The following is a 23,774-nucleotide window of genomic DNA, read 5'->3' as shown; positions in this document are numbered from 1 at the left end:
GGGGCGCAGTCAGCGCGGGCGCGCGGCCAGCGCGCCGTCGAGCCACTGGCGCAGGGCCGCCGCGGGCGGAGCGCCCGCCTGGCGGGCCACAACTTTGCCGTCCCGGATCAGCAGCATGGTTGGAATGGCCTGGATGTCGAAGCGCTGCGAGAGCGCAGGTGACTTGTCGACGTCGACTTTGACGAGTTTGACGCGGCCGGCACGTTCCCGGGCCAGTTTGTCCAGCACGGGGCTGACCATCCGGCAGGGACCGCACCAGGCCGCCCAGAAGTCGATCAAGGCCGGCGTCGACGACTGTTCGGCGATTTCGCCGAAGTCCGCGTCCACTGCGTCGACGATCCAGGGCAGGTCCTTGGAGCAATTGCCGCAGCGCGGGTGGCCGGCAGCCGCCGCCGGAACCCGGTTGGTCTTCCCGCAATGCGGACACTTGCTCAGGCTGGAGCCCACTGCCGGCCGCCTTCCCGGGTCCCCGAAGTCATGGTTCCATGGGACGCCGTAGCGCGGAGCCGGCATAGAGTCCAAAGTCCCCGCCTGACGACGTTCCGGCGGTAGCCAGCCAGCCGCGGCTGAGACCCTACGGCGCGCTCGGCGAGCATCGACTTTCGCTGCCCCGACGGACTACAATTTTCTCGTCGGTGGCGGCGTAGCCGCGTAAGGCCGACAATAGTGTCACCGGTCTCATCGGTCTCGTGCTGTGGATTCTAAATCACTCGCCACTGGAGCAAACCATGAGAAAGACATTGTCGCTGCTAGCAACGGTTGCCACCGCCGCGGTATTCGTCTCGGCCGGGACGGCCGGGATCGCCGCAGCGGACGGGGGCTCGTCCGGGGCCCCGGTCCTGCTCACCGACGGGCTGGTGGGCCCGCTTCATCTCAGTGCCGGGAGCAGCGGCTCGGTGACCGTCAGTGAGGAGTTCGCCGGCCGCCTGACCCGGATCGACTCCGCTGGCAACAAAAACGTCCTGTACGAATCCGCGGATTGGGACGTTGCGGGCAATACCCAGTGGCACGGTTCCACGTACTTCCTGGAGAGCCAGGGGGCCGGGCCGGGCGACCAGCGCGATCTTGCCGGACATATCCGGATCATCGACGGCGATAACCACCAGCGCACGCTCGGTGACTTTGCCGCCCTGGAAACGAAGCGTAACGCCGACGGCAAGACCCGTTACGGCTTCCGCGGGCTGCCGGCTGAGTGCGCGGCCCAGTTGCCGCCGGAGATGCCGGCCACCTACACCGGCGAGGTGGATTCCCATCCCTACGGCATCGCAGTGACCGACGGGACCATCTACGTCGCCGACGCCGGCGCCAACAGCGTGGTGTCCGTGGATGCCCGGAGCGGCAAGATGAAAACCATCGCAGTGCTGCCGCCGCGGCCGCTAAAAATCAATGCAGACGTGGCGGCCTCCAACGGACTGCCGGCCTGCGTGGCGGGCGCGACCTACGACTTCGAAGCCGTGCCCACGGATGTCGCGGCAGGCCCGGATGGCTGGCTGTACGTCACCTCGCTCCCCGGCGGACCGGAAGGTCCGGCCCTCGGCGCCCGCGGCGCGATCTTCAAGGTGAATCCGAAGGACGACGACGTGAAGCTCGTGGCGGAAGAGATCTTGTCGCCGACGGGACTCGTGGTGACCGACGACGGCGACATGTACGTCGCATCGCTGTTCGGCGACGGCGTCCTCAAAGTCGACAGGGACTCCGGCAAGCAGACTGTGGTCCTCGCCGCCAGCCTGACGGCCGACGTCGCCCTCCGCGGACATACGCTGTACGCGACCGCCAACGCGCTCGGCACCAGCGGCCAGGTGCTGTACGTGAAGCTGGACCATGGCTCAAACGATCGCGACGCCGGCAACTGATACCCCTTCCTAGGGACAAGAACCTCCCGCACGGCAATGGCCGGACCCGTTACCGGGACCGGCCATTGTCGTTACGGAGCTCTGCGGACTATTTGTTGCTGTCCTCGTCGACGTCGTCCTCGTCGATCAGGTCGAGGTCCTCTTCGTCGAAGTCGTCCTCGTCCAGCTCCACGTCCTCGGGGGTGTCGCTCTTGTAGGGGTCGGCGTCGCCCGCGTGCTTGGCGCTGGCCGCGAGAGCCGCCACCTCGGCGTCGCGCTTCTTGGCCGCGCGGAGCAGCTCTTCGAGGTTCGAAGCGACCACGGGGATCTGGTCGGCGACGAATTCCAGCGTCGGCGTCAGCCGGACGGTGATGTTCCGGCCGACTTCCTGGCGCAGCACGCCCTTGGCCTTCTCCAGCCCCTTGGCAGCTTCCGCCTGGACCAGCTCGTCACCGAACACGGTGTAGTAGATCGTGGCATGCTGCAGATCATTGGTCACACGCGCATCCGTGACCGTGATGCCCTCCAGCCGCGGATCCTTGACCCTGCGCCCCAAAGCCTCGGCAACAACAACCTTAATCCGCTGCGCCAACTTGGCAGCCCGTGCGGGATCAGCCATTTCCACTCCTAAAAATTTGGATGTACGACGGCGCCTGTCAGGCGGTGTCGCTCGTTTAAGTTTTCTGCCACGCACCACGGCGAGTCAACGACGGACTCCCGTTGGGTTTTTTCCGGCGGCCTGGGAGTGGCATCGGGCCTATCGGAGCCGGACGGTTTGCGATCGAAGATCGAAAACCGGCCGGCGAAGGGGCGGGGCCGCCGGGAAAAACCCAACGGCCCCGCACCTGTACTGCGCTTGACTTCAGACTTAGACGCGCGGCTTTTCGCGCATCTCGAAGGTCTCGATGATGTCACCTTCGTTGATGTCGTTGAACGAACCAAGGCCGATGCCGCACTCGAAGTCCGTGCGGACCTCAGTGGCGTCGTCCTTGAACCGCTTGAGCGTCTCAACGGTGAGGTTGTCACCGAGGATCTTGCCGTCGCGGCTGATGCGGGCCTTCACGTTGCGGCGGATAACACCCGAGCGGACGATCGAGCCTGCAATGTTGCCGAACTTGGAGGAACGGAACACTTCGCGGACCTCGGCGGTACCAAGCTGGACCTCTTCGTACTCCGGCTTGAGCATGCCCTTGAGGGCCATCTCGATGTCATCAATTGCTGCGTAGATGACGGAGTAGAAGCGCATGTCCACGCCTTCGCGGTCTGCCAGTTCGGCAACACGCTCGGCGGGCTTGACGTTGAAGCCGATGATGACTGCACTGTCGACCGTTGCCAGGTTGACGTCGTTCTGCGTGATCGCACCAACACCGCGGTGGATGATCCGCAGCTGGACGCCTTCGCCGACGTCGATCTTGAGCAGCGCGTCTTCGAGGGCTTCAACGGCACCGGACACGTCACCCTTGAGGATGAGGTTGAGGGTGTCGATCTTGCCGTCGGCGACGGCCTGGTCGAAGTCTTCCAGGCTGATGCGCTTGCGGCGCTTGGCCAGGGCGGCGTTGCGGTCGGCGGTTTCACGCTTCTCGGCGATCTGGCGGGCGGTGCGCTCGTCAGCAGTCACGAAGAAGGTGTCACCGGCACGCGGGACGTTGGACAGACCCAGGACCTGCACGGGGCGGGACGGGCCGGCCTCGGTCAGGACGCTGCCGTCGTCGTCGAACATCGCACGGACACGGCCGTGGGCCGTGCCTGCCACGATGGTGTCGCCGATGTGCAGGGTACCGGACTGAACCAGGACGGTAGCGACCGCGCCGCGGCCCTTGTCCAGGTTGGCTTCAATCGCGATACCGCGGGCGTCCTTGTTCGGGTTGGCGCGCATGTCAAGGGCTGCGTCTGCGGTGAGCAGGACAGCCTCGAGCAGTTCGTCGATGTTGAGGTTCTGGCGGGCAGAGACCTCCACGAACATGGTGTCGCCACCGTACTCTTCCGGAACCAGTCCGTATTCGGTCAGCTGGCCGCGGACCTTTTCCGGGTTGGCACCTTCCTTGTCGATCTTGTTCACGGCCACCACGATCGGCACGTTGGCCGCCTGGGCGTGGTTGAGGGCTTCAATGGTCTGCGGCATCACGCCGTCGTCCGCTGCGACCACCAGGATGGCGATGTCGGTGACCTTCGCACCACGGGCACGCATGGCGGTGAACGCCTCGTGGCCCGGAGTATCGATGAAGGTGATCTTGCGATCGGTACCTTCGTGCTCGTGGGTGACCTGGTAAGCACCGATGTGCTGCGTAATGCCGCCGTGCTCGCCCGCCATAACGTCGGACTTGCGGATGGCATCCAGCAGTCGGGTCTTACCGTGGTCAACGTGACCCATGACGGTGACAACCGGAGGACGTGCCTCAAGTTCCTCGTCGCCTTCGGCTTCCAGCTCGGCATCGAAGTCGATGTCGAAGCCGGAGAGCAGGTCGCGCTCTTCATCCTCCGGGGACACAACCTGGAGCTTGTAGCCAAGCTCCTCGCCCAGCAGGGCGAAAGTCTCTTCATCCAGCGACTGTGTGGCGGTAGCCATTTCGCCGAGGTGGAAGAGGACGGTCACCAGTGCTGCGGGGTTCGCCTCGATCTTGTCGGCGAAGTCCGTGATGGACGAGCCACGGCGAAGCCGGACCACGGTGTTGCCGTCGCCGCGGGGTACGCTCACGCCACCCAGCGACGGAGCACTCATCTGCTCGAGTTCCTGACGCTTGGCACGCTTCGACTTGCGCTGCTTGCCGCGGCCTGCGCCGCCCTTGCCGAAGGCGCCCTGGGTGCCACCGCGACCGCGGCCGCCCTTGCCGAAGCCACCGCCGGCCGGAGCGCCGCCACCGGCACCGGGAGCACCGGTACCCGGAGCGCCACCCGGACGACCCGGGCCGCGTGCGCCGCCGCCGGGACGTCCGGCACCAGCGGGTGCCAGACGTTCGGTGCGGTTAGGCATCATGCCGGGAGTCGGGCGGTTTCCGCCGGCTCCTGCCGGACGGCCAGCGCCTGCTGCGCCGGCCGGACGCGGAGCGCCCGGGCGTGCACCCGGAGCCCCACCGGTGCGGGGAGCACCCGGACGGGGGCCACCAGCGCCTGCTGCGGGACGGGGACCGCCGGGGCGTTCGCCCTCGGTGCGGCTTCCGCCCGGACGCGGCATGCCCTGGGAAGGAGCGAACGGGTTGTTACCCGGACGCGAGGGACGTTCGTTGTCTCCGCCCCGGCCCCGGGGCATGCCCTGGGAGGTAGCGAACGGGTTGTTGCCCGGACGGGGACCGCCCGGGCGCGGTGCCGAGCCACCCTGGCGTGCCGGAGCAGCCTGGGCAGCCGGAGCAGCCGGAGCAGCCGGAGCTTCAGCCTTCGGAGCAGGCCGTGCGCCGGGCTTCATGCCCGTCGACGGTGCAGCCGGAGCCTGGGCAGCAGGGGCTGCAGGGGCAGCGGCCGGTGTTGCCGCAGGTGCCGGGGCGGCCGCGGCCGGAGCTTCAGGGGCATTTTCGGCAGCCTTGGGCGCAGCCGGACCCGGCGCGGGGGCCGGACGGTTAGCCGAGGGGCTGGCGGGTGCCTTGGGGGCGGACGCGGGCGCTTCTGACTTCGAAGCTGCTGCTGCGTCGGGGAATGCGTTGCGGAGTTTCCTCACAACGGGGGCCTCAATGGTGGAAGAGGCAGAGCGAACGAATTCGCCCAGTTCCTGCAGTTTGGTTACTGCATCTTTGGAAGTAATACCGAGCTCTTTGGCGAGCTCATGTACGCGGACCTTGGCCACATTTCTCCTGTCTCGGTCCGCACCGAGCCAGGCACGAACCGTCTACTTCTTAATGCGGACCTCCGCCGCGAGTGCAGCTGAAAGGTCCATTGCAGAGCGCAACAAAGTTGTCATCGTTGCGCACTCATCGCTGGGAACTCATCGGGTTTCCATCAGTTTTCTGACCCGCTTTCAGGTTGGACGGTTGTTGCCGCGGCCACCGGAGTGTCCACGGCTAGCGTGCCTGCCGTGATCCGGCGTTCGACGTCGGCGGTTCCGGTTGCGCCGTTCAGGGCGCGACCGAACGCTCGGCGTTTGACCGCCAGTGCCAGGCACTTCTCGCTGGGGTGCAGCCATGCACCCCGGCCAGCCATCCGGCGTCGTTCATCCACTACGACGGCGGGTAAACCGCTGCCGTCGGCGACGAGCCGGAGTAACTCAGACCGCGAGCCCTTTTTCCGGCATCCGATGCAGGTGCGCTGCGGCTGATGCTCGAGGTGTTGCACTTGTGCCACGTCCGAGTATCTTCCTGCCAGTACATTTTCTGCCGGCCCGCGGCTTCCGGATCAAAACCCGGAGGTGCTGGGGGCACACGAATACCGGCCGTTAGGCTCGGTCATGTCTATTCTAGCCCCTCATCCACCCGAGCCCCGAACTTGCCGGGACGCGGACGCTGAGCAGCGGGCTCTAACTGCGGGCTAGTTGGCGCGGTTTACGGCGGCGTCCGAGACGATGTCGATCCGCCAGCCCGTGAGCTTGGCCGCCAGCCGGGCGTTCTGGCCTTCCTTGCCGATTGCCAGGGACAGCTGGTAATCCGGAACCACGACGCGGGCGGAGCGGGTTGCCTCGTCCATGATGGTGACCGAGTTCACCCGGGACGGGGACAGTGCGCTGGCGATGAAGGTCGCCGGATCGTCGCTGTAATCGACGATGTCGATCTTTTCGTCGTTCAGCTCCGTCATCACGGCGCGGACGCGCGAACCCATTTCACCGATGCACGCCCCCTTGGCGTTGACCCCGGGGGTGTTGGCCTTGACCGCAATCTTGGTGCGGTGCCCGGCTTCGCGTGCCAGGGCCACGATCTCCACGGAACGGTCCGCGATCTCGGGAACTTCCAGTTCGAAGAGCTTCCGGACGAGGCCCGGGTGTGAACGGGACAGCGTGATCGATGGGCCTTTGGTGCCGCGGTGCACGTCGATGACGAAGGCGCGGAGACGGTTGCCGTGGGTGTACTTCTCCCCCGGTACCTGCTCGGGCGGCGGCAGCAGTGCCTCCACCGTGCCCAGGTTGACCTGGATCATGTGCGGGTTGTTGCCCTGCTGGATGGTTCCGGCCACCAGCTCGCCCTCGCGGCCCTTGAACTCGCCGAGGACGTTGTCGTCCTCGACATCGCGCAGGCGCTGCAGAATGATCTGGCGGGCCGTGCTGGCAGCGATGCGGCCGAAGCCCGCAGGGGTGTCCTCGAATTCACCGATGGGGGCGCCGTCGTCGTCGATCTCCGTGGCCCAGATGGTCACGTGCCCGCTCTTGCGGTCCAGTTCGGCGCGAGCCTGTTCGAAGGCTCCCGGCGTCTTGTGGTAGGCAACCAGCAGGGCCTGTTCGATCGTGGGAATCAGGAGATCCAGCGGGATTTCACGCTCACGCTCCAGGAGTCTCAGTGCGCTCATGTCAATATCCATTAGGCCTCCTCGGAAGGTCCATTGTGTGCGTTCTCCAGCCCGGCCTCATCGAGGCGGCTGAACTCTATTTCGACTTTTCCACTGCGGATCCTGTCGAAGGGAAGTTTGATGGGCTCGCCCTGCTTGGCCTTCATGCCCTTCTTCACGGCAATCTCGGGGATCAGGGTGATGCCGCCAGCGTCGACGGACTGGACCCGGCCGGTGACATTCTCGCCCTGGAGGACGTTGACCTTGACCATCCGGCCGCGGGCGCGGTGCCAGTGCCGCTCCTCGGTGAGGGGACGGCCGACGCCGGGCGAGGAAACCTCAAGCTCGTACGGCCGGGCGTCGGTGCTGGGATCGTTGTCCAGGATGTCCGAGAGGGTCGTGGAAATTTCGGAGATGACGTCGAGGCCCACGCCGCCGGACTCTTCCTGCGGCAGGTCCACCACTACGTGGACCACCCGGTTGGCGCCGGCGATGTGAATGGAAACGTCCTCCAGATACAGCCGGTTAGCCAGCACTGCCGGCTCCAGGAGGGCGTGCAGGCGCTCGGCCTCCATGTTGTGGGCGGGTGCGGCGTCAGCCTTCCCCGTCCCGGTCCGGTCTGTCGAAGTCGTGGCTTCTGCATTAGTCATGATGCCGGCCGCCTCCCGCTAGATGATGTTGTGTGTACTAGCCTAGCGATTTTCCAGGCGGCATGGTGCACTTCAGTTCCGGCCCGGCATGAGGACCATGACAATATGGTGTGTTGTGAAAGACGACACCCGGGAAAAGCGATGGCAGGAGCTCCTTCCCCGTGTGGCACTCCTCAGCATCCTCGCCCTGGTGGTGGTCAGCCTCGGTGTGGCCCTGACGCCGGGAAGCCCCGGCAGACCCGCGGAACCGCCGTTTTCCGAGCAGGCAAGGGCCGCCGCGCTGACGGAGACCCTGCGGCTGCGGGCTGCCGGTGAACAGCTGGGCCATTCCTCGCCCGGCACGGGGCAGCCCGGCATTTCGCAGACTGTGAGTTTGCTGACAAGCCAGGCGCAGGCGCTGCAAGCGCCGGGCCAGGCGCCGGAACCCGCTACAGAACCCGGCGGCTCCCGGTCCGCGGACCCCGCGTCGCCCCCAGCACCGCTCCCGTCCTCCGCGGCCGCGTTGGCCGCCGCGCTTGCGGGCAGCGGCTCGCAACGGCTTGCCGATGCGGCAGTGGCCGACGGCGGCATGGCCCGGCTGCTGGCCTCCGTCGGCACGGCCCAGCTGCTCCAGGCATCCTCGGTCGCGGCCGCGGCCGGCATTGCCCTTCCCCTCCCGGCGGTCCCCGCCGCCCCCCAGCCGTCCGGAGCCTGCGCCGGCGCACCCGCGACGGCCTCTTCCCCGGCCGTCCCGTCCCGTGGCGCTGCCAGCCGGGACGCCGCCCTCGCGGCCACGGTCCGGACCGAACTCGAAACCATCTACGGCTATCAAGTGGCCCTGACCCGGCTAAGCGGCGATGCAGCCAAGGCGGCCTCGGAGCAGCTGGCCAGGCACGAAGCCCTCGCAGCCGACGCCGAATCCCTGGGTCTGGCGCACTGCGCCTGGGTGCCGGCACGGGAGGCGGGCTACACCCTGGCCCCAGAGTTCCTGGCCTCGCCCGGCGCCGGGCTGGCAGGCCTTGAGGCCGCCGCACTGCCCGTATACGGCGACTTGGTGGCGCTGAGCGAGGGCGAGACCCGCGCCTGGGCCATTGCGGGAATGGTGGGCAGTGCCCGGCGTGCCGCGATCTGGGGTGCCGAAACCGGCCCGGTGCCGGGGCTGCGGGCCGACCCGAAGGATTTCCCGCCGCTACCGACTGCGGATCCTGCTCCGACGGATCCTGCTCCGACGGAGCCCGGCCTAACTTTGCTTAGCCTCGCACAACTGGCCAGCCCCGCGCACTGGTGATTGGCTGTAGTCATGGACAGCACCGGCGCAGCCACCCTTCATGAGAACGAACCCCATCACAGCGACATCGCACACCGGTTGAACTGGCTCCGCGCCGGCGTCCTGGGCGCCAACGACGGGATCGTCTCCGTCGCCGCGGTCGTGGTCGGCGTCGCAGGTGTGACGACGGATTCAGGTCCCATCCTCGTCGCCGGCACCGCCGCCGTCGTGGGCGGAGCGATCTCCATGGCCCTGGGCGAGTACGTGTCCGTCAGCAGCCAGAAGGACAGCCAGCACGCCCTGATCGAAAAGGAACGGCGCGAGCTGGCGGAGCAGCCCGAGGAGGAACTCGAGGAGCTTGCCGCCATCTACCAGGGCAAGGGGCTCAGTGCCGACACGGCCCGCACGGTCGCCAGGGAACTCACCGCGCACGACGCGCTCGGCGCCCATCTGTCCGCTGAACTCAACATCGACGAGACGGATATTGTCAGCCCCTGGCACGCGGCGATCGCCTCCGCCATCGCGTTCCTCATCGGCGCGATCCTGCCCATGCTCGCCATCCTCCTGCCCCCGGATAACATCCGCGTCCCGCTGACCTTCGTCGCGGTCCTGGTGGCCCTGGCAGCCACCGGCGCCCTGGGCGCCTGGATCGGCGGCGGCTCGAAGCTGAAAGCGGCCGTGCGGGTGGTCATCGGCGGCGCGTTGGCGCTCATCGCGACCTTCCTCATCGGCAACCTGCTCGGCGCCAGCGGCATCGTCGCCTGATACCTGGGTGGCCGCGGCCGTTGAGGACCGTCGTCAGGAACTACGCTGGGATCGATGAGCCACGCCGCAGACCTTCCGCTCCCGCCGGACCTCGTCCGCCGCTACAACACCTGGGCAGCCGGCCGGGACTGGCTGGCTGCGCTCCCCCGGCTGGCCAGTGAGTGCCTGGCGCGGTGGCAGCTTGACCTTGACCTCCCGCCGGGTGCCCTGCCGTGGAACGGCCACGGGGCGATTGTGGTCCCGGTCCGGGGAGACGGGCATGGCGGCAAGGGAGCCGCCGTCCTGAAGATCGCCTATCCGCACGATGAAGCCCGCGTCGAACGGCACGCGCTGGCGTTGTGGGGCGGGAACGGCGCCGCACGGCTGCTCGCCGCCGACGCCGTGGCCGGAGCTTTGCTGCTGGAGCGCCTGGATGCCGGCCGGTCCCTGCAGGACATCCCGCTGGACGCAGCCGCGAGTATCTGGGGGGCCCTGGTGCGCCGGCTGAGCCTGGTACCCGACAGCCGGCCGGAGTGGCACGAATTCGGCCACATCGCGGCCCGCGCCGAACAGTGGAGCGACGAACTGCCGGAGACCTGGGAGCAGCTCGCGCGGCCCTTTCCGCGCTGGTTGCTGGAAGCTGCCCTCGAGGTCTGCCAGACCCGCGGCGCCGTCGGCCGCCGTTCCGGCAGGGACGTGCTGGTCCACACAGACCTGCACTACCTTAATGTCCTGGCCCGCCCGGAAACGGCTGCACCGTCCGGGGCGGATCCAGCGGGGACCGCAGCCGCCGGCGTGGAAGAGTTCGCCGCGATCGATCCGCAGCCCATGACCGGCGAGGCGGAATTCGCGGTGGCCCCCCTGCTCTGGAACCGGATGGCCGAGCTGTCCCGGGCGGATCCCCAAAAGGCCCTCCTCGAGCGTTGCCGTGACTTCAGCGAGGCTGCCGGCCTGGACCCGGAAACCGCCCGGCAGTGGGCCCTGGCCCGCGAAGTGGACAACGCCCTGTGGTACGCGGCCCGCGGCCACCACGAAGGCGACCTGGCCCGTTCGCTCTGGGTGGCCAGCGCCCTCGCCGGCCGCACCCTGCCGGACCTTCCGGCGCCGCACGAGCTGCCCGCGCCGGGAATGCCGGCACGCTAGCTGCGCGCTGCAGCCAGCGCGTCCCGGACGGCTTCGACGGCAACCGCCACGTCGGCGTCGTTGGTGCTCCAGTTGCTGACGGAGATGCGAAGGATGTCCCGGTCCTGCCAGCGCGAGCCGGACATCCAGACCTGTCCGTCGTTGATGATCCGGGCCGTCACCGCGCGCGTCAGGGCATCGTCCCCGAAAGCCAGTGAGACCTGGGTGTAGTCGACGTCGTTGAGCACCTCGACGCCGTCGAGCGCCGAAAGCTGCTCCGCCAGTTGGCCGGCGCGCCGCACCAGCGCACGGATCTGGGCCGTGACGCCGTCCCGGCCGAGCGACTTCAGCGCGGCCCAGACCGGCACCCCGCGGGCCCTGCGGGACAGTTCGGGGACCTTCTCGAAGGGGTCCGCCGTGCCGTCCGCCGCCTGGATCAGGTAGCTGGTGTGCAAGCCCATGGCGGAGCGCAGGGCCTGGACATCCCGGACCACGGCGATCCCGCAGTCATACGGGACGTTGAGCGTCTTGTGCGCGTCGGTGCCCCAGGAGTCGGCGAGCTGCAGCCCGGCGGTCAGTTCGGCGAGTTCGGGGACGGCCGCGGCCCAGAGTCCGAAGGCGCCGTCCACGTGCACCCAGGCGCCGTAGGATTTTGCGACGGCGATCGCCTCGGTGAACGGGTCAAAGGCACCTGAATGCAGGTTTCCGGCCTGCAGGCAGACCAGTGCCGGGGCCCGGCCGGAGCTGTTTCCCCGGCTCGGCGCGGCGTCCAGTGCCCGTTCGAGGGCGCGGTCCAGTTCCTCGGGCACGATGCGGCCCTGCCGGTCGGCGGCGACAGCCGTGGGCCGTCCCAGCCCGAGGTAGCGCAGGCCGAGGTCGATTGTGTCGTGGCGTTCCTGGCCGACGAAGCAATGGATCCTGGGCCCGCCGGCCAGGCCGTTGACGTCGAGGTCCCAGCCCGCCTCCGTCATCAGGCGCCAGCGCGCCGCGGCAAGTCCGGTGAAATTGGCCATCGTGGCGCCGGTAGCGAAGCCGACGTCGGACGCAGCCGGCAGCCCCAGCAGCTCCAGCAGCCAGCCGCCGGCGGCCTCCTCAATGGCAGCGGTCGCGGGAGTTGCGTAGCGAAGCCCGGCGTTCTGGTCCCAGGCGCTGACCAGCCAGTCCGCCGCTAAAGCCGCCGGGAGGGTCCCGCCGATCACCCAGCCGAAGAACCGTCCGGAGGGCATGGCCATCAGCCCGGGTTCGGCCTTAGCGGCGAGATAGTCCACCACCTCCGCGGCCGGCATGCCCCCTGCGGGCAGCGGGCCGCCGAAGTCGGCCGCCAGATCCGCTGCGGTCACGCTCGGGCCCACGCGGCGTGTTTCCTGGCTGCCGAGCCACTGGCGTGCGTGCCGGGCCGCCGCCTCGAGGGCATCACGGTAGCGTTCTTCAGCTGCTGACATAGCTGCATGCTACGCCCGGGGCCCCGGAACGGGGAGTGGCTGCTAGGCGAAGTTGTCCTGCCAGACGTCGGAACCGAGCTTGATGATGAGGGCGCCCACCACCACGAGGAACACGACGCGGATGAACTTGCTCCCCTGCTTGACCGCCGTCCGCGCGCCCAGGTAGCCGCCGGCCATGTTCGCCGCCCCGAGCACCAGCCCCAGGCCCCACAGCACAGCGCCGTGTGGCACGAAGAACAGCAGGGCACCGGCGTTGGTGGCCACGTTCACGATCTTGGCCTTGGCGCTGGCTTCCAGGAAGGCGTAGCCCATGGCCGAGACGAGGGCGATGATCAGGAACGATCCGGTGCCGGGACCGATCAGGCCGTCGTAGAAGCCGATCACGCCGCCGATCAGGCAGGCCACCACGTAGTGCCGGTGCCCCGCGTGGCGCAGCTTGGTCAGCTCACCGATGCCTGGCTGGAAGGCCGTGAACAGCGCGACAGCGACGAGCGCGGCCACGATGATCGGTTTGAACACGCTGGCCGGAAGGGTGGCAGCGAGCACCGCCCCTCCGTAGCTGCCGGCCAGGGCGACACCCGCCATCGGCAGGGCCGTACGCAGGTCCGGCCGGACGCGGCGGTAATAGGTGACGGCACTCGTGGTGGTGCCGAAAATCGACCCCATCTTGTTGGTGGCCAGAGCCTGCACCGGACTGATGCCCGGCACCAGCAGCATCACGGGGAGCTGGATGAGTCCGCCGCCGCCCACGACGGCGTCGACCCAGCCCGCCGCAAGACCGGCCACGATGATCAGGATGACGGTGCTGAGCTCGATCGACTCGAGTCCGGAGACCACGCCTGCCTGGGGTCAGCTGTTGCGGACAGCGTTGACCACGTAGTCAACAGCCTTGTCCACGGCGATGTTCTCGGCAGTGCCGCTGCGGCGGTCCTTGATCTCCACGACGCCGTCCACCAGCCCGCGGCCGACGGCGAGGATGGTCGGGACACCGACGAGCTCGGCGTCGCCGAACTTCACGCCCGGGGACACCTTGGGACGGTCGTCATAGATGACGTCGAGGCCGGCGGCCTCGAGTTCCAGGGAGAGCTTCTCGGCTGTTGCGAAGATTTCCTCGCCGCGGCCGACGGCGACGACGTGGACGTCGGCCGGGGCGACGGCGCGCGGCCAGATCAGGCCCTTGTCGTCGTGGTTGGATTCGGCCAGGGCCGCGACGGCGCGGGTGACGCCCACGCCGTAGGAACCCATGGTGACAATGACCTGCTTGCCGTTCTGGTCCAGGACCTTCAGATCCATGGCCTCCGCATATTTGCGGCCGAGCTGGAAGATGTGGCCCATTTCGATGCCGCGGGCGGTTTCCAGCGGTCCCGAGCCGTCGGGGGCCTCGTCCCCGGCACGCACTTCGGTGGCTTCGATGACGCCGTCCCAGCCGAAGTCGCGGCCGGCGACGAGGCCGAACACGTGCTTGCCGGCCTCGTTCGCGCCCGTGACCCAGGCGGAGCCGCTGACGACGCGGGGATCCACGAGGTAGAGCAGCTTCGCGGCGCCCCGGGTGCCCAGCAGGGCCGCGTGCAGGGACAGGCCGGGGCCAAGGTAGCCCTTGACGATGAGGGGCTGCTTCTTGAGGTCTTCCTCGCTGGCGGCCTCGATCGTGATTTCGCCGGCGATCGGCAGAAACGAGCCGATGGTCGCTTCCACGCGCTTGAGGTCCACGCCGCGGTCGCCGGGTACGCCGATGACGACGATCTGGCGTTCGCCGGTGGGCAGGGTGACGGCGAGGACGACGTTCTTGAGCGTGTCGGCGGCAGTCCAGGCGCCGCCGTCGGCCTCGCTGCGGGGAGCCAGGGCGTTGGCGGCGTCGACGAGCGTGTCAATGGTGGGCGTGTCCGGGGTGTCCCGGACTTCCCCGGCCGGGGCGTCGCTGAAGTCAATGTCCGCGGGGACCACCGTGGTGACGGCCTCGACGTTTGCCGCGTAGCCGCCGGCGGAGCGCACGAAGGTGTCCTCGCCGATCTCGGTGGGGTGCAGGAATTCCTCGCTCTTCGACCCGCCCATGGCGCCGGCGGTGGCCGCGACCGGAATCACTTCGAGGCCGAGGCGCTCGAAGATCTTCAGGTACGCGCCGCGGTGCGCGGCGTAGCTCGCGTCCAGGCCGGCGTCGTCGACGTCGAAGGAGTAGGAATCCTTCATGATGAATTCCCGCCCGCGCAGCAGGCCTGCCCGGGGGCGGGCCTCGTCGCGGTACTTGTTCTGGATCTGGTAGATGCTCAGCGGCAGGTCCTTGTACGAGGAGTACAGGTCCTTGACCAGAAGGGTGAACATCTCCTCGTGCGTGGGCGCGAGCAGGTAGTCGTTGCCCTTGCGGTCCTTGAGCCGGAAGATCCCGTCGCCGTACTCGGTCCAGCGGTTGGTGGCCTCGTAGGGTTCCTTGGGCAGGAGCGCCGGGAAGTGGACTTCCTGGGCGCCGATCGCGGTCATTTCCTCGCGGATGACCTGCTCGACCTTGCGCAGCACGCTCAGTCCCAGCGGCAGCCAGGTGTAGATGCCCGGCGCGGCGCGGCGGATGTAGCCGGCGCGGACCAGCAGCCGGTGGCTGGCCACTTCGGCGTCGGCGGGATCTTCACGCAGGGTGCGCAGGAACAGCTTGGAAAGTCGAAGGACCACTGGGTATCTATCCGTTTCTGGGAGGTGCGGGGCTAGGCCGGGAAAACGTCTAGGTACCAATCTACCGTCCAGACGGCGCCGGTTTCCCGCGTGGGCCCGCTGCGGATGCCCCGTGAACGGGGAAGAGCCACGCCATAACTGATGGAAGCCCCTGGCCGTTTCCAGCTGGTCATCCCGTCATGGCGCGGCTCTGTGGCCCCAGCACCCCCAGATCTCAGGCTGTGAGCTACGTGGTGTCGCCCCCAGGCTCTGCCTTCCCCGGAATCTACGCCGGGGAGGGCGCGGGCCTGTGCGACACGGCTAGGTAGAACCTATGCGACGCACACGACGAAAACAAGAGTCTGCACCCAGTTAATTTCGCCGTACCCCTAGAACAGCACTGTGGCGAACGTGCCTACCTGGCGGAAGCCGACCCGCTCATACGTGGCGCGGGCGCGGGTATTGAAGTCATTGACGTAGAGGCTGGTGACCGGGGCGAGGGTCATGGCCCGGACAACGACGGCGGCCATGTAGCCGGCGCTGAGGCCCTGCCCCCGGAAGTCCGGGTTCATCCAGACTCCCTGGACCTGCGTGACATCGGGCGTGACGGCACCGAGCTCGGCCTTGAAGACCACCTCGCCGTCCTTGTTCACGTGCACCAGGGAGTGCCCCTGACGGATCAGCCCCTTGACCCTGCGGCTGTAGTAGTCCCGGCCGCCGAGGTAGGGCGAGTAGCCCACTTCCTCTTCGAACATGGCTGCACAGGCGGGCAGGATACGGTCGAAATCCGCAAGCTGGCCAAAGCCCAGCAGCGGGTTCGATGGAACGGCAGGCGGGCCGGAAATGGTCATGAGGGGCTGGTGTTCGCGGATCTCGTGGGCGCTGAGGCCCAGCTGCTCCAACTCCGTGTACAGGGCCAGCACCGTCTCGGCCGGGCCGAAGATCGAGGCGAAACGGCGGCCGGAGCGGTGCGCGGCCGCCGCGACAACCCCCACGAACTCGGGATCGAGCTGCACTGGCACCAGATTGGCGCCGGCCCAGCACGCACCCAGAAGGGTCCCGCCGTCGAACACGCCGAGGATGGTGGCGCCCCCGGCGGTGGGAGCCGCCGATCGGGCGGTTTCCAGGTGGGAGAGGATAAAGACGTTGGCGACGGCGTCCTGCCGCGCCAGGTCCAGCAGTTGCGCAGTGTCCGGGCCGCCGAGGACCCGGACACTGGCCCCTGGAGCGGCGCCGTCCTTACGAGACGCTAACCACGGGGCTACCCTTGACAGCATCTTCGCCATCGGCCTCCCCCATCTCTTCGGCGATACGCATGGCCTCTTCGATTAGTGTCTCAACAATCTGGTCCTCCGGAACAGTCTTGATGACCTCTCCCCGCACGAAGATCTGGCCCTTGCCGTTGCCGGACGCGACGCCGAGATCGGCCTCGCGGGCTTCACCCGGGCCGTTCACGACGCAGCCCATGACGGCTACGCGCAGCGGGATCTCCATGCCTTCCAGGCCGGCCGTGACCTGCTCAGCGAGCGTGTACACGTCCACCTGGGCGCGCCCGCAGGACGGGCAGGAAACGATCTCGAGCTTGCGCGGGCGCAGGTTGAGGGACTGCAGGATCTGGTTGCCCACCTTGATTTCCTCGACCGGCGGCGCAGAGAGGGAAACCCGGATGGTGTCGCCGATGCCGCGCGAGAGCAGGGCACCGAAGGCGGTGGCGGACTTGATGGTGCCCTGGAACGCCGGACCGGCCTCCGTGACGCCCAGGTGCAGCGGCCAGTCGCCCTGTTCGGCGAGCATCTCGTAGGCGGCCACCATGATGACGGGATCGTTGTGCTTGACCGAAATCTTGAAGTCGTAGAATCCGTGCTCTTCGAACAGCGAGGCTTCCCAGACGGCGGATTCCACGAGGGCTTCCGGGGTGGCCTTGCCGTACTTCTTCAGGATCCCGGGCTCCAGCGATCCGGCGTTAATGCCGATGCGGATGGAGGTGCCGTGGTCCTTGGCCGCGCGGGCGATTTCCTTGACCTGGTCATCGAACTTGCGGATGTTCCCCGGATTCACGCGGACCGCGGCGCAGCCGGCTTCGATCGCGGCGAAGACGTACTTCGGCTGGAAGTGGATGTCCGCGATCACGGGGATCTGGGACTTGCGGGCGATGATCGGCAGGGCCTCGGCGTCGTCCGCGGACGGGCAGGCGACGCGCACAATGTCACAGCCGGTGGCGGTGAGCTCGGCGATCTGCTGCAGTGTGGCGTTGATGTCCGTGGTGGGCGTGGTGGTCATCGACTGCACGCTGATGGGCGAATCGGAGCCGACGCCGACCGAGCCCACCTTGATCTGGCGGGTCTTGCGCCGCGGCGCGAGGACGGGGGGCGGTGCTGACGGCATTCCCAGGCTGACCGAGGTCACATGGACTCCTTGTGTGAAAGAAACGGCATCGAAGTATCGAAGGTCGGTTGCGGAGACGGGCTACGCAGCGCGGGTGGCCAGGAGACCGGTCAAGGGCACCCAGACGGTGGTGCGGGTGCCGGAGATGGCGCTGGCGGCGGCGAACGGATCCTGCTTGAGGAGTTCGTTCAGGGCCGGCTCGTCGGCCGCCTCGAAGATGAGCAGGGCACCGGCGCCGTCACCGTAGGGGCCGCTGGCCAGGAGCGTGCCGTCCTGGGCAAGTCCTGCGGTCCATTCACGGTGCGCAGGGCGGCTGGCATCGCGGGCCTCGGAGGATTCGGCGTCGTATACATACTCAACAGCAAAAACAGTCATATGCATACACTATCGCCCCGGTTGCCCGAGCATGCATCCGGGCCCGTCCCGCGGCCCTCAGCGTCAGCCTCAGCCTCAGCCTCAGAGGAGGAAGAGCACCTTGGCCAGTGCGGCGATGCCGGCGGCCCACAACATGGACGTGAGGGTGCCGATGATGAAACGCTCGGCGGCCACAGGCGTCGCCTTCAGTTCCGCGAAGCGCCCGAGTCCCTTGATGGCGACGACGTAGGCGATGGCGACGGGCTGGCCCGCCAGGATCGCGAGGCAGACCGCCAGCCGCTCGAGGATGCCGATGATCGCGCCTCCCCGCAGTATCCGGGCACTGCTGACGGCTTCGGCGTCCGCTGCGGCGTTGTGCGCCGGCTGCGGGGCCGGGGCCGGCCCGGCCGGTTCCGCCGGTCCGGTCAGGGGATCGACGGTGACGTCGGCCGCGGGGTCCTCGGCGGCGTCTGTGGCGCCGGCGACGGCGCCGGCGTCGGCCCGGTCATCGATGGTGCGGGCGAGCCGGAAGACCAGCGCCGTCACGGGCCAGCCGGCGAACCCGGCTGTGAGCAGGGCCAGGGTGATCCAAAGGGCGTTCACCGGTCTCCTTCTGTGTGGTGGTCCTGGGTGCGGGGCTCCGTGCGCCGGGTCGGGGCCGGGTCCTTGGCCCCGGCCGTGGAATGCTCACGGAGGTCGTCTTTGCCGGCGATGATTCCGTGGGCGAAGTCCAGCAGCATTTCCGCCGCTGGCCGCGCAGCCCATTCTTCCTGCCAGCCGGAGCGCAGCAGCGCACGGCTCACCGATTGTTCGGTGATTCCCAGTTCCCGGGCGGCTATTTTCTGCGTCCCGTGTGTGCCGGACTGGCCGTGCTGCACCGCGCGCAGCACATCCACCACCTTCCACTGGGCGGCGGTCCGGTCCTGGACCAGCCGTCCGATCAGGCGCAGCACCGCCTCGGCATTGGCGCAGGCGTAGGCGCCGGCAGATCCCGCGGGCGAGGGGGCAGCCTCTCCCCTGCGCAGGCCTCCGGAGACGACGGCGAGTGGCACGTGGGCGGCCCCGGACTTGGCCTTCTCGACGGCCACGCGCGCCGCGACGAAGGCGGGCCCGGATCCTTCGCGCGGGCTGGCCGGCAGCGGCAGGTGCACCGCACCGACCCCGATCCCCACGTACCAGCGGCCGCTGCGCAGGGCGTGCAGCGCGATGTCCACGACTTCGTCCGGACGCTCCACGACCCCCTGGACTTCGTCGCCCACGGAACGCTCGAAGCGACCGGCCGTGGAGAGCCCGGCCAGTTCAGCCAGGAGACCCGGGACGCGGTCGACGTCGGCGCTGCTGCCGCGCTGGTCGATGGTCATCACATACATAGCCCCACCCTAAGTGGCTGATCCTAGAGAATCAATCACTTTCAGCTGATTACTGAAAATAAGCCAAAATAAGCTGAGAATGACTAATCGACGACGCCTGTGGGCCCAGGCTCGCGCCGAAATCGCCGGAAAGCTGCCAGGTCGCCGTAAACTTCCGGCGTCCTGGCAGCGCTCCGGCGATCCCGAGTTCCCTCGGCACCCAGGCCGTGCACCGCACTGACCCTCCCGGGACGCGTCCGCGGGCCGCAGGGCCGCATGGTCAGCCGAAGAGGTTGACCGGTTTGACGATGTCCGCGTAGATCAGCAGGGCGCCCATGCCCATCAGCAGCACCGCCACCACGTAAGTGACCGGCAGAAGCTTGGCGATGTCGAACGCGCCGGGATCCGGGCGGCCGAGGAGCTTGGCAAGCCGGCGCCGGGCCCCTTCGTAGAGTGCGCCGGCCACGTGGCCGCCGTCGAGCGGAAGCAGCGGCACCAGGTTGAAGACCGCCAGGGCGAAGTTGAGGCCGGCGAGCAGGCCCACCAGGGCGCCGAGCCGGGACTGCAGCGGAACCTGTTCCATGGCGGCGACCTCGCCGGCCACCCGCCCCACACCGACCACGCTGATAGGGCCGTTGGGATCGCGGGGCTCCTCGCTGAAGGCTGCCTTGGCGACGCCGGCCACGCGCGCCGGGAGGTTCACGATCACGCCGGCGACCTGCTTGATGTTCTCGCCCGCCATCGGAAGGACGGTGGACGCGGGCTGCGGCACGAGGGCCGTCTGCGCACCGATGCCCAGGAAGCCGACGTCCTGGTACCGGAGCTTGCCGTCGGCGTCCTTGGCCTGCCGGCCGTCGTCGCCGATCACCGGGCGTGCCGAGAGGACGGGGGTGACGGTCGCGGTGACGGGGCCGCCGTCGCGCTCCACCGTGATGCTGACCTGTTTGTCCGCCGAGGCTCGGATCCAGCCGGTCAGCTGGTCCCAGCTGGTGACGGGCTTGCCGTCGAAGGAGGTGATGACGTCGTTGGGCTCGAGCCCCGCGGCGGCGGCCGGCGTGAGCTTGCAGTCGGCGGAGTTCGGGTCCACGGTCTCGCCGGCCTTGACCTGGCACTTGGAGACGTCGGCGATGGTGGTGGTCTGCGTGGCGATGCCGAACCCCATCAGCAGCACGGCCGTCAGCACAACGCCGATCAGCAAGTTCATGGCCGGGCCGCCCAGCATGATGATGACTTTTTTCCAGACCGGGAGCCGGTAAAACACGCGGTTCCGATCCTCGGGGCCGATTTCCTCGTGGGCCAGCGAGCGGGCGTCCGAGGCGAGGCTCTGGAACATGCCGGTGCTGGAGGGGCGCACCGTCCCGTCCTCCTTGTTCGGCGGGTACATGCCGATCATCGAGACGAAGCCGCCCAGCGGGATGGCCTTGAAGCCGTATTCAGTCTCGCCCCTCGTCCGCGACCAGAGCGTGGGTCCGAACCCGATCATGTACTTGGTGACCCGGACCTTGAACAGCTTGGCCGGCAGCAGGTGTCCCACTTCGTGGAGGGCGATGGACACGGCGATGCCGATCGCCACAAAGACGACACCGAGGATAAAGAGGAGGACGGGGCTCATACTTCGATCTGCTGCTTCCTAGACGCTTCTAACGGCCAAAAGTTCGTGGGCGCGGGCACGTGCCCATCTTTCAGCATCCAGCACGGACTCCACCGTCAGCCCGGAGGACCCTGTGTGTTCGCTGAGTACGGCTTCGATGGTATCGAGAATATCGGTGAACCGGATCCGGCCGGCGTGGAAGGCCATGACGGCCTCCTCGTTGGCGGCATTGAACACGGCCGGGAAGGTGCTGCCTCCCCTGGCGGCATCCTTGGCCAGTCCGACGGCGGGGAACGCCACCGTGTCCAGCGGTTCGAAGGTCCAGGTGGTGGCCTTGCTCCAGTCGCAGGCCTGGGCTGCTTGCGGGACACGGTCCGGCCAGCCGAGGCCCAGGGCGATGGGCAGGCGCATGTCCGGCGGCGAGGCCTGGGCGATCGTGGAGCCGTCGATGAACTGGACCATGGAGTGGACCACGGACTGCGGGTGGACTACGACGTCGATCTTCTCCAGCGGGATATCGAAGAGCAGGTGCGCCTCGATGACTTCGAGGCCTTTGTTGACCAGGCTCGCGGAGTTCGTCGTCACCATGAGGCCCATGTCCCACGTGGGGTGGGCGAGGGCGTCCTGCGGGGAGACGTCATGGAGCTGGTCCCGGGTCATGCCGCGGAAGGGGCCGCCGGATGCGGTGAGGATCAGCCGGTCCACTTCGGCAGCGGTCCCGGAGCGCAGGCATTGGGCGATCGCGGAGTGTTCGGAGTCGACCGGGACGATCTGGCCCTCGCGGGCCGCGGCCTTGACGAGGGCGCCGCCGACAATCAGGGACTCCTTGTTGGCCAGGGCCAGGGTGGCCCCGGACTTGAGCGCGGCCAGGGTGGGCGCCAAGCCGATGGAGCCGGTGATGCCGTTGAGCACGACGTCGGCCTCGATCTCCGCGATCCGGGTGGAGGCGTCCGGGCCGGTGATGATCTCGGGCCGGTAGCCGGCCACGCCGGCGGTGCGGGCGGCGTCGTCGATCAGTGCCTGAAGGGTTTTCGCGTCGCCGGCCGCGGTGCCGATGGCCCGGGCGCGGGTGTGGACGGCCTGCCGGGCCAGGAGCTCCGGGTTGCCGCCGCCGGCGCTGAGCGCCACGACCTCGAACAGGTGGGGGGCGCCGTCGACGACGTCGATCGCCTGCGTGCCGATGGAACCGGTGGACCCGAGGAGGACGATCTTGCGCGGCTGCACTGATTCCGAAGTCTGCATGGCTTAAGTATCCCGCACCGCGCCGGCGCAGGGAGATTCCCGTCGAGGGGTCATTTCACGGCAGTGTCAGCGCGGAACACTGCCGCGATGTGACCACTCGACGCCCGCCCGGGCGGGCACGCCGCCGCACGTTGACGCGGCACGCCGCAGGCGTAACGTGTGAATCGTGGAGTGGACGGCCTGGTTTGACGCGCCGGAGTACGAGTTCGCCCGGCAGGTGCTGCAGCGCGGCATCGCGACGCTCTACTTCGTGGCGTTCCTCTCCTCGCTCAACCAGTTCCCGGCCCTCCTCGGCGAGCGCGGCCTGCTGCCGGTGCCGGACTATCTGGACGGGTTCCGGCGCCTGGGACGGCCCAGCCTGTTCCATTGGCGCTATTCGGACCGCTTGCTGCGGGGCGTCTGCTGGTCCGGCATGGCCATTGCCGCCGCCCTGGTCCTTGGCCTGCCCCAGCTCGGCCCGCCCTGGGTACCGCTGCTCGCTTTCCTGACGCTGTGGCTGTTGTACATGTCGATCGTGAATGTGGGCCAGGCCTTTTACGGCTTCGGCTGGGAAATGCTGCTGCTCGAGGCGGGGTTCACAGTGGCGTTCCTCGGCTCCGACCAGACTCCCCCGCCGCGGCCTGTCCTGATCCTGCTGGCGTGGCTGGTGTTCCGGCTGGAGTTCGGGGCCGGGCTGATCAAGATCCGGGGCGGCCGCGAGTGGCGGGACCTGACGGCCCTGTACTACCACCACGAGACCCAGCCGATGCCGGGCCCGCTGAGCCGTCAGGCCCATCTGCTCCCCAAGTTGTGGCACCGGCTGGAGGTCCTGGGCAACCACTTCGCCCAGCTGGTGGTGCCGTTCTTCCTCTTTGCACCGCAACCCCTGGCGAGCGCCGCGGCCGGGGTCATCATCTTCACGCAGCTCTGGCTGGTGGCGAGCGGGAACTTCGCCTGGCTCAACTGGATGGCGATCCTGCTCGCCTTCGCAGCGGTCAGTGATCCGGTGGCGCATGCCGTGCTGCCGGCCATCCCGCTCGACTGGCACGCCCCGGCCTGGGATGCCGTCCCAGCTGCTGGTGCAGGCACCGGCAGCCAGGCGCCGGTGCCGTGGCTCGTGGTGGTCCTGCTCGCCAGCGCGTTCCTCGTGGTGCTGAGCTACCGGCCCCTGGAGAACCTCCTCTCCCGCCAGCAGCTGATGAACGCCAGCTTCAACCGCTGGCAGCTGGTGAACACCTACGGCGCCTTCGGCACTGTCACGAAAAGGCGGATCGAGATCGTGGTGGAGGGGACCCTCGACGCGGAGCCCGGGGACGACGCCGACTGGCGGGAGTACGGCTTCAAGGGCAAACCGGGGGACGTCCGGCGTCTGCCGCGGCAGTGGGCTCCCTATCACCTGCGGCTTGACTGGCTGATGTGGTTCCTGCCCCTGCGCACCGTCCACGAGGAGTGGTTCTACGCCTTCTTGGCCAGGCTGCTCGAGGCCGACCGGCCCCTGTTGCGGCTGCTGCGCCATGACCCGTTCGACGGCGAACGCCCCCGCTGGGTGCGTGCCCGCAGCTACCTGTACCGCTTCGCCACCCGGACCGAGTACCGGGACACCCACCAACGGTGGATCCGGACGCCGCTGTCCGTAGCCCTCGGGCCGTTGTCCCTGCCGCCGGAGAGCTGATCCCCGTTGGACGCAAATGGCCGCCATAGGACCCGCCAAAGCGGCCATTCGTGGTGAATCGACGAGATTCCACCCTGGGGAGCACGGCCCCACCACGCGCCGCGAAGATAGACGAGAGCCGCAGCC

21 protein-coding genes are annotated in these 23,774 nt (G+C 68.3%); 5 read left to right on the top strand and 16 right to left on the bottom strand.

The features are described from left to right. Positions 1 to 9: 9 nt before the first annotated feature. A complete protein-coding gene (gene trxA, locus BJG92_RS09605) occupies positions 10 to 447 on the bottom strand; it encodes a thioredoxin (RefSeq protein ID WP_232083800.1) in 438 nt (145 codons plus the stop codon). 281 nt (positions 448 to 728) lie between these two features. Here trxA and BJG92_RS09600 point away from each other — a divergent pair, with 281 nt between their 5' ends. Continuing rightward, positions 729 to 1,853 carry a ScyD/ScyE family protein gene (locus BJG92_RS09600; RefSeq protein WP_232083799.1) on the top strand — a complete coding sequence of 375 codons (1,125 nt, stop codon included), beginning with the start codon at positions 729 to 731 and terminating at the stop codon, positions 1,851 to 1,853. Between the two features lie 88 nt (positions 1,854 to 1,941). Here BJG92_RS09600 and rbfA read toward each other — a convergent pair whose 3' ends face one another. From rbfA to rimP, 5 genes are all read right to left on the bottom strand, one after another. After that, positions 1,942 to 2,451, bottom strand: a complete 510-nt coding sequence (rbfA, locus tag BJG92_RS09595) for a 30S ribosome-binding factor RbfA (RefSeq protein WP_232083798.1) — start codon at positions 2,449 to 2,451, stop codon at positions 1,942 to 1,944. 249 nt (positions 2,452 to 2,700) lie between these two features. Continuing rightward, positions 2,701 to 5,607, bottom strand: a complete 2,907-nt coding sequence (infB, locus tag BJG92_RS09590) for a translation initiation factor IF-2 (protein WP_232083797.1) — start codon at positions 5,605 to 5,607, stop codon at positions 2,701 to 2,703. A gap of 152 nt (positions 5,608 to 5,759) precedes the next feature. Beyond that, positions 5,760 to 6,092: a YlxR family protein gene (locus BJG92_RS09585; protein WP_374199786.1), complete on the bottom strand. Its 333-nt coding sequence runs from the start codon at positions 6,090 to 6,092 to the stop codon at positions 5,760 to 5,762. A gap of 192 nt (positions 6,093 to 6,284) precedes the next feature. Further along, a complete protein-coding gene (gene nusA / locus BJG92_RS09580) occupies positions 6,285 to 7,265 on the bottom strand; it encodes a transcription termination factor NusA (RefSeq protein WP_232083795.1) in 981 nt (326 codons plus the stop codon). Then, positions 7,265 to 7,882: a ribosome maturation factor RimP gene (gene rimP, locus BJG92_RS09575; RefSeq protein WP_232083794.1), complete on the bottom strand. Its 618-nt coding sequence runs from the start codon at positions 7,880 to 7,882 to the stop codon at positions 7,265 to 7,267. Before rimP ends, nusA begins: the two co-directional genes overlap by 1 nt. Positions 7,883 to 7,997: 115 nt before the next feature. On the opposite strand from rimP, the gene BJG92_RS18545 reads away from it, so the two are divergent. From BJG92_RS18545 to BJG92_RS09560, 3 genes are read left to right on the top strand one after another with little or no spacing between them, the layout of a single operon-like run. Further along, positions 7,998 to 9,149, top strand: coding sequence for a DUF4439 domain-containing protein (locus tag BJG92_RS18545; protein ID WP_232083793.1), 1,152 nt, complete (start codon positions 7,998 to 8,000; stop codon positions 9,147 to 9,149). Between the two features lie 12 nt (positions 9,150 to 9,161). After that, positions 9,162 to 9,893 (top strand): VIT family protein, encoded by a 732-nt coding sequence (locus BJG92_RS09565; protein WP_232083792.1) that lies wholly within the window; start codon positions 9,162 to 9,164, stop codon positions 9,891 to 9,893. A 54-nt stretch (positions 9,894 to 9,947) separates the two neighbouring features. After that, positions 9,948 to 11,015 carry an aminoglycoside phosphotransferase family protein gene (locus BJG92_RS09560; protein ID WP_232083791.1) on the top strand — a complete coding sequence of 356 codons (1,068 nt, stop codon included), beginning with the start codon at positions 9,948 to 9,950 and terminating at the stop codon, positions 11,013 to 11,015. Here BJG92_RS09560 and BJG92_RS09555 read toward each other — a convergent pair. The 10 genes from BJG92_RS09555 to dxr form a co-directional block, all read right to left on the bottom strand. Continuing rightward, positions 11,012 to 12,436, bottom strand: coding sequence for a pyridoxal-dependent decarboxylase (locus BJG92_RS09555; protein WP_232083790.1), 1,425 nt, complete (start codon positions 12,434 to 12,436; stop codon positions 11,012 to 11,014). The genes BJG92_RS09560 and BJG92_RS09555 overlap by 4 nt on opposite strands. Before the next feature lie 42 nt (positions 12,437 to 12,478). After that, positions 12,479 to 13,273, bottom strand: a complete 795-nt coding sequence (locus tag BJG92_RS09550; RefSeq protein WP_232083789.1) for a TSUP family transporter — start codon at positions 13,271 to 13,273, stop codon at positions 12,479 to 12,481. Positions 13,274 to 13,285: 12 nt separating this feature from the next. After that, positions 13,286 to 15,097, bottom strand: coding sequence for a proline--tRNA ligase (locus BJG92_RS09545; RefSeq protein ID WP_232083788.1), 1,812 nt, complete (start codon positions 15,095 to 15,097; stop codon positions 13,286 to 13,288). A gap of 368 nt (positions 15,098 to 15,465) precedes the next feature. Further along, on the bottom strand, positions 15,466 to 16,353 hold the full coding sequence (locus tag BJG92_RS09540) for a GNAT family N-acetyltransferase (RefSeq protein WP_232083847.1): 888 nt from the start codon (positions 16,351 to 16,353) through the stop codon (positions 15,466 to 15,468). Then, on the bottom strand, positions 16,316 to 17,482 hold the full coding sequence (ispG, locus tag BJG92_RS09535; protein WP_232083787.1) for a flavodoxin-dependent (E)-4-hydroxy-3-methylbut-2-enyl-diphosphate synthase: 1,167 nt from the start codon (positions 17,480 to 17,482) through the stop codon (positions 16,316 to 16,318). The genes BJG92_RS09540 and ispG overlap by 38 nt, the downstream gene beginning before the upstream one ends. A gap of 60 nt (positions 17,483 to 17,542) precedes the next feature. Next, positions 17,543 to 17,836 (bottom strand): YciI family protein, encoded by a 294-nt coding sequence (locus BJG92_RS09530; protein WP_232083786.1) that lies wholly within the window; start codon positions 17,834 to 17,836, stop codon positions 17,543 to 17,545. A gap of 81 nt (positions 17,837 to 17,917) precedes the next feature. Next, positions 17,918 to 18,418 (bottom strand): hypothetical protein, encoded by a 501-nt coding sequence (locus tag BJG92_RS09525; protein WP_232083785.1) that lies wholly within the window; start codon positions 18,416 to 18,418, stop codon positions 17,918 to 17,920. Then, positions 18,415 to 19,185 (bottom strand): MarR family transcriptional regulator, encoded by a 771-nt coding sequence (locus tag BJG92_RS09520; RefSeq protein ID WP_232083784.1) that lies wholly within the window; start codon positions 19,183 to 19,185, stop codon positions 18,415 to 18,417. The genes BJG92_RS09525 and BJG92_RS09520 overlap by 4 nt, the downstream gene beginning before the upstream one ends. A 259-nt stretch (positions 19,186 to 19,444) precedes the next feature. Next, positions 19,445 to 20,776 carry an RIP metalloprotease gene (locus BJG92_RS09515; RefSeq protein ID WP_232083783.1) on the bottom strand — a complete coding sequence of 444 codons (1,332 nt, stop codon included), beginning with the start codon at positions 20,774 to 20,776 and terminating at the stop codon, positions 19,445 to 19,447. Between the two features lie 18 nt (positions 20,777 to 20,794). Next, positions 20,795 to 21,979 (bottom strand): 1-deoxy-D-xylulose-5-phosphate reductoisomerase, encoded by a 1,185-nt coding sequence (gene dxr / locus BJG92_RS09510; RefSeq protein ID WP_232083846.1) that lies wholly within the window; start codon positions 21,977 to 21,979, stop codon positions 20,795 to 20,797. A 184-nt stretch (positions 21,980 to 22,163) separates the two neighbouring features. Between dxr and BJG92_RS09505 the strand changes: the two genes are divergently transcribed. Next, entirely contained in the window at positions 22,164 to 23,648 is a 1,485-nt protein-coding gene (locus tag BJG92_RS09505; RefSeq protein ID WP_232083782.1) for a lipase maturation factor family protein, read from the top strand. The last annotated feature ends 126 nt before the right edge of the window (positions 23,649 to 23,774 follow it).

The sequence above is a fragment of the Arthrobacter sp. SO5 genome (genome assembly GCF_020532805.1).
In the GTDB taxonomy this organism is placed as follows: Bacteria; Actinomycetota; Actinomycetes; order Actinomycetales; family Micrococcaceae; genus Arthrobacter.
The sequence above is the reverse complement of the archived record's forward strand: the minus strand, read 5'-3'. Positions and strand labels throughout refer to the sequence as shown.

Excerpts from the sequence above, each read along its gene's own strand:
- BJG92_RS09520 (WP_232083784.1), bottom strand. The coding sequence starts at position 19,185 with ATGTATGTGATGACCATCGACCAGCGCGGCAGCAGCGCCGACGTCGAC.
- BJG92_RS09555 (WP_232083790.1), bottom strand. The coding sequence starts at position 12,436 with ATGTCAGCAGCTGAAGAACGCTACCGTGATGCCCTCGAGGCGGCGGCC.
- BJG92_RS09565 (WP_232083792.1), top strand. The coding sequence starts at position 9,162 with ATGGACAGCACCGGCGCAGCCACCCTTCATGAGAACGAACCCCATCAC.
- BJG92_RS09600 (WP_232083799.1), top strand. The coding sequence starts at position 729 with ATGAGAAAGACATTGTCGCTGCTAGCAACGGTTGCCACCGCCGCGGTA.
- BJG92_RS09560 (WP_232083791.1), top strand. The coding sequence starts at position 9,948 with ATGAGCCACGCCGCAGACCTTCCGCTCCCGCCGGACCTCGTCCGCCGC.
- BJG92_RS09540 (WP_232083847.1), bottom strand. The coding sequence starts at position 16,353 with ATGCTGTCAAGGGTAGCCCCGTGGTTAGCGTCTCGTAAGGACGGCGCC.
- rbfA (WP_232083798.1), bottom strand. The coding sequence starts at position 2,451 with ATGGCTGATCCCGCACGGGCTGCCAAGTTGGCGCAGCGGATTAAGGTT.
- rimP (WP_232083794.1), bottom strand. The coding sequence starts at position 7,882 with ATGACTAATGCAGAAGCCACGACTTCGACAGACCGGACCGGGACGGGG.
- BJG92_RS09530 (WP_232083786.1), bottom strand. The coding sequence starts at position 17,836 with ATGACTGTTTTTGCTGTTGAGTATGTATACGACGCCGAATCCTCCGAG.
- nusA (WP_232083795.1), bottom strand. The coding sequence starts at position 7,265 with ATGGATATTGACATGAGCGCACTGAGACTCCTGGAGCGTGAGCGTGAA.
- BJG92_RS09515 (WP_232083783.1), bottom strand. The coding sequence starts at position 20,776 with ATGAGCCCCGTCCTCCTCTTTATCCTCGGTGTCGTCTTTGTGGCGATC.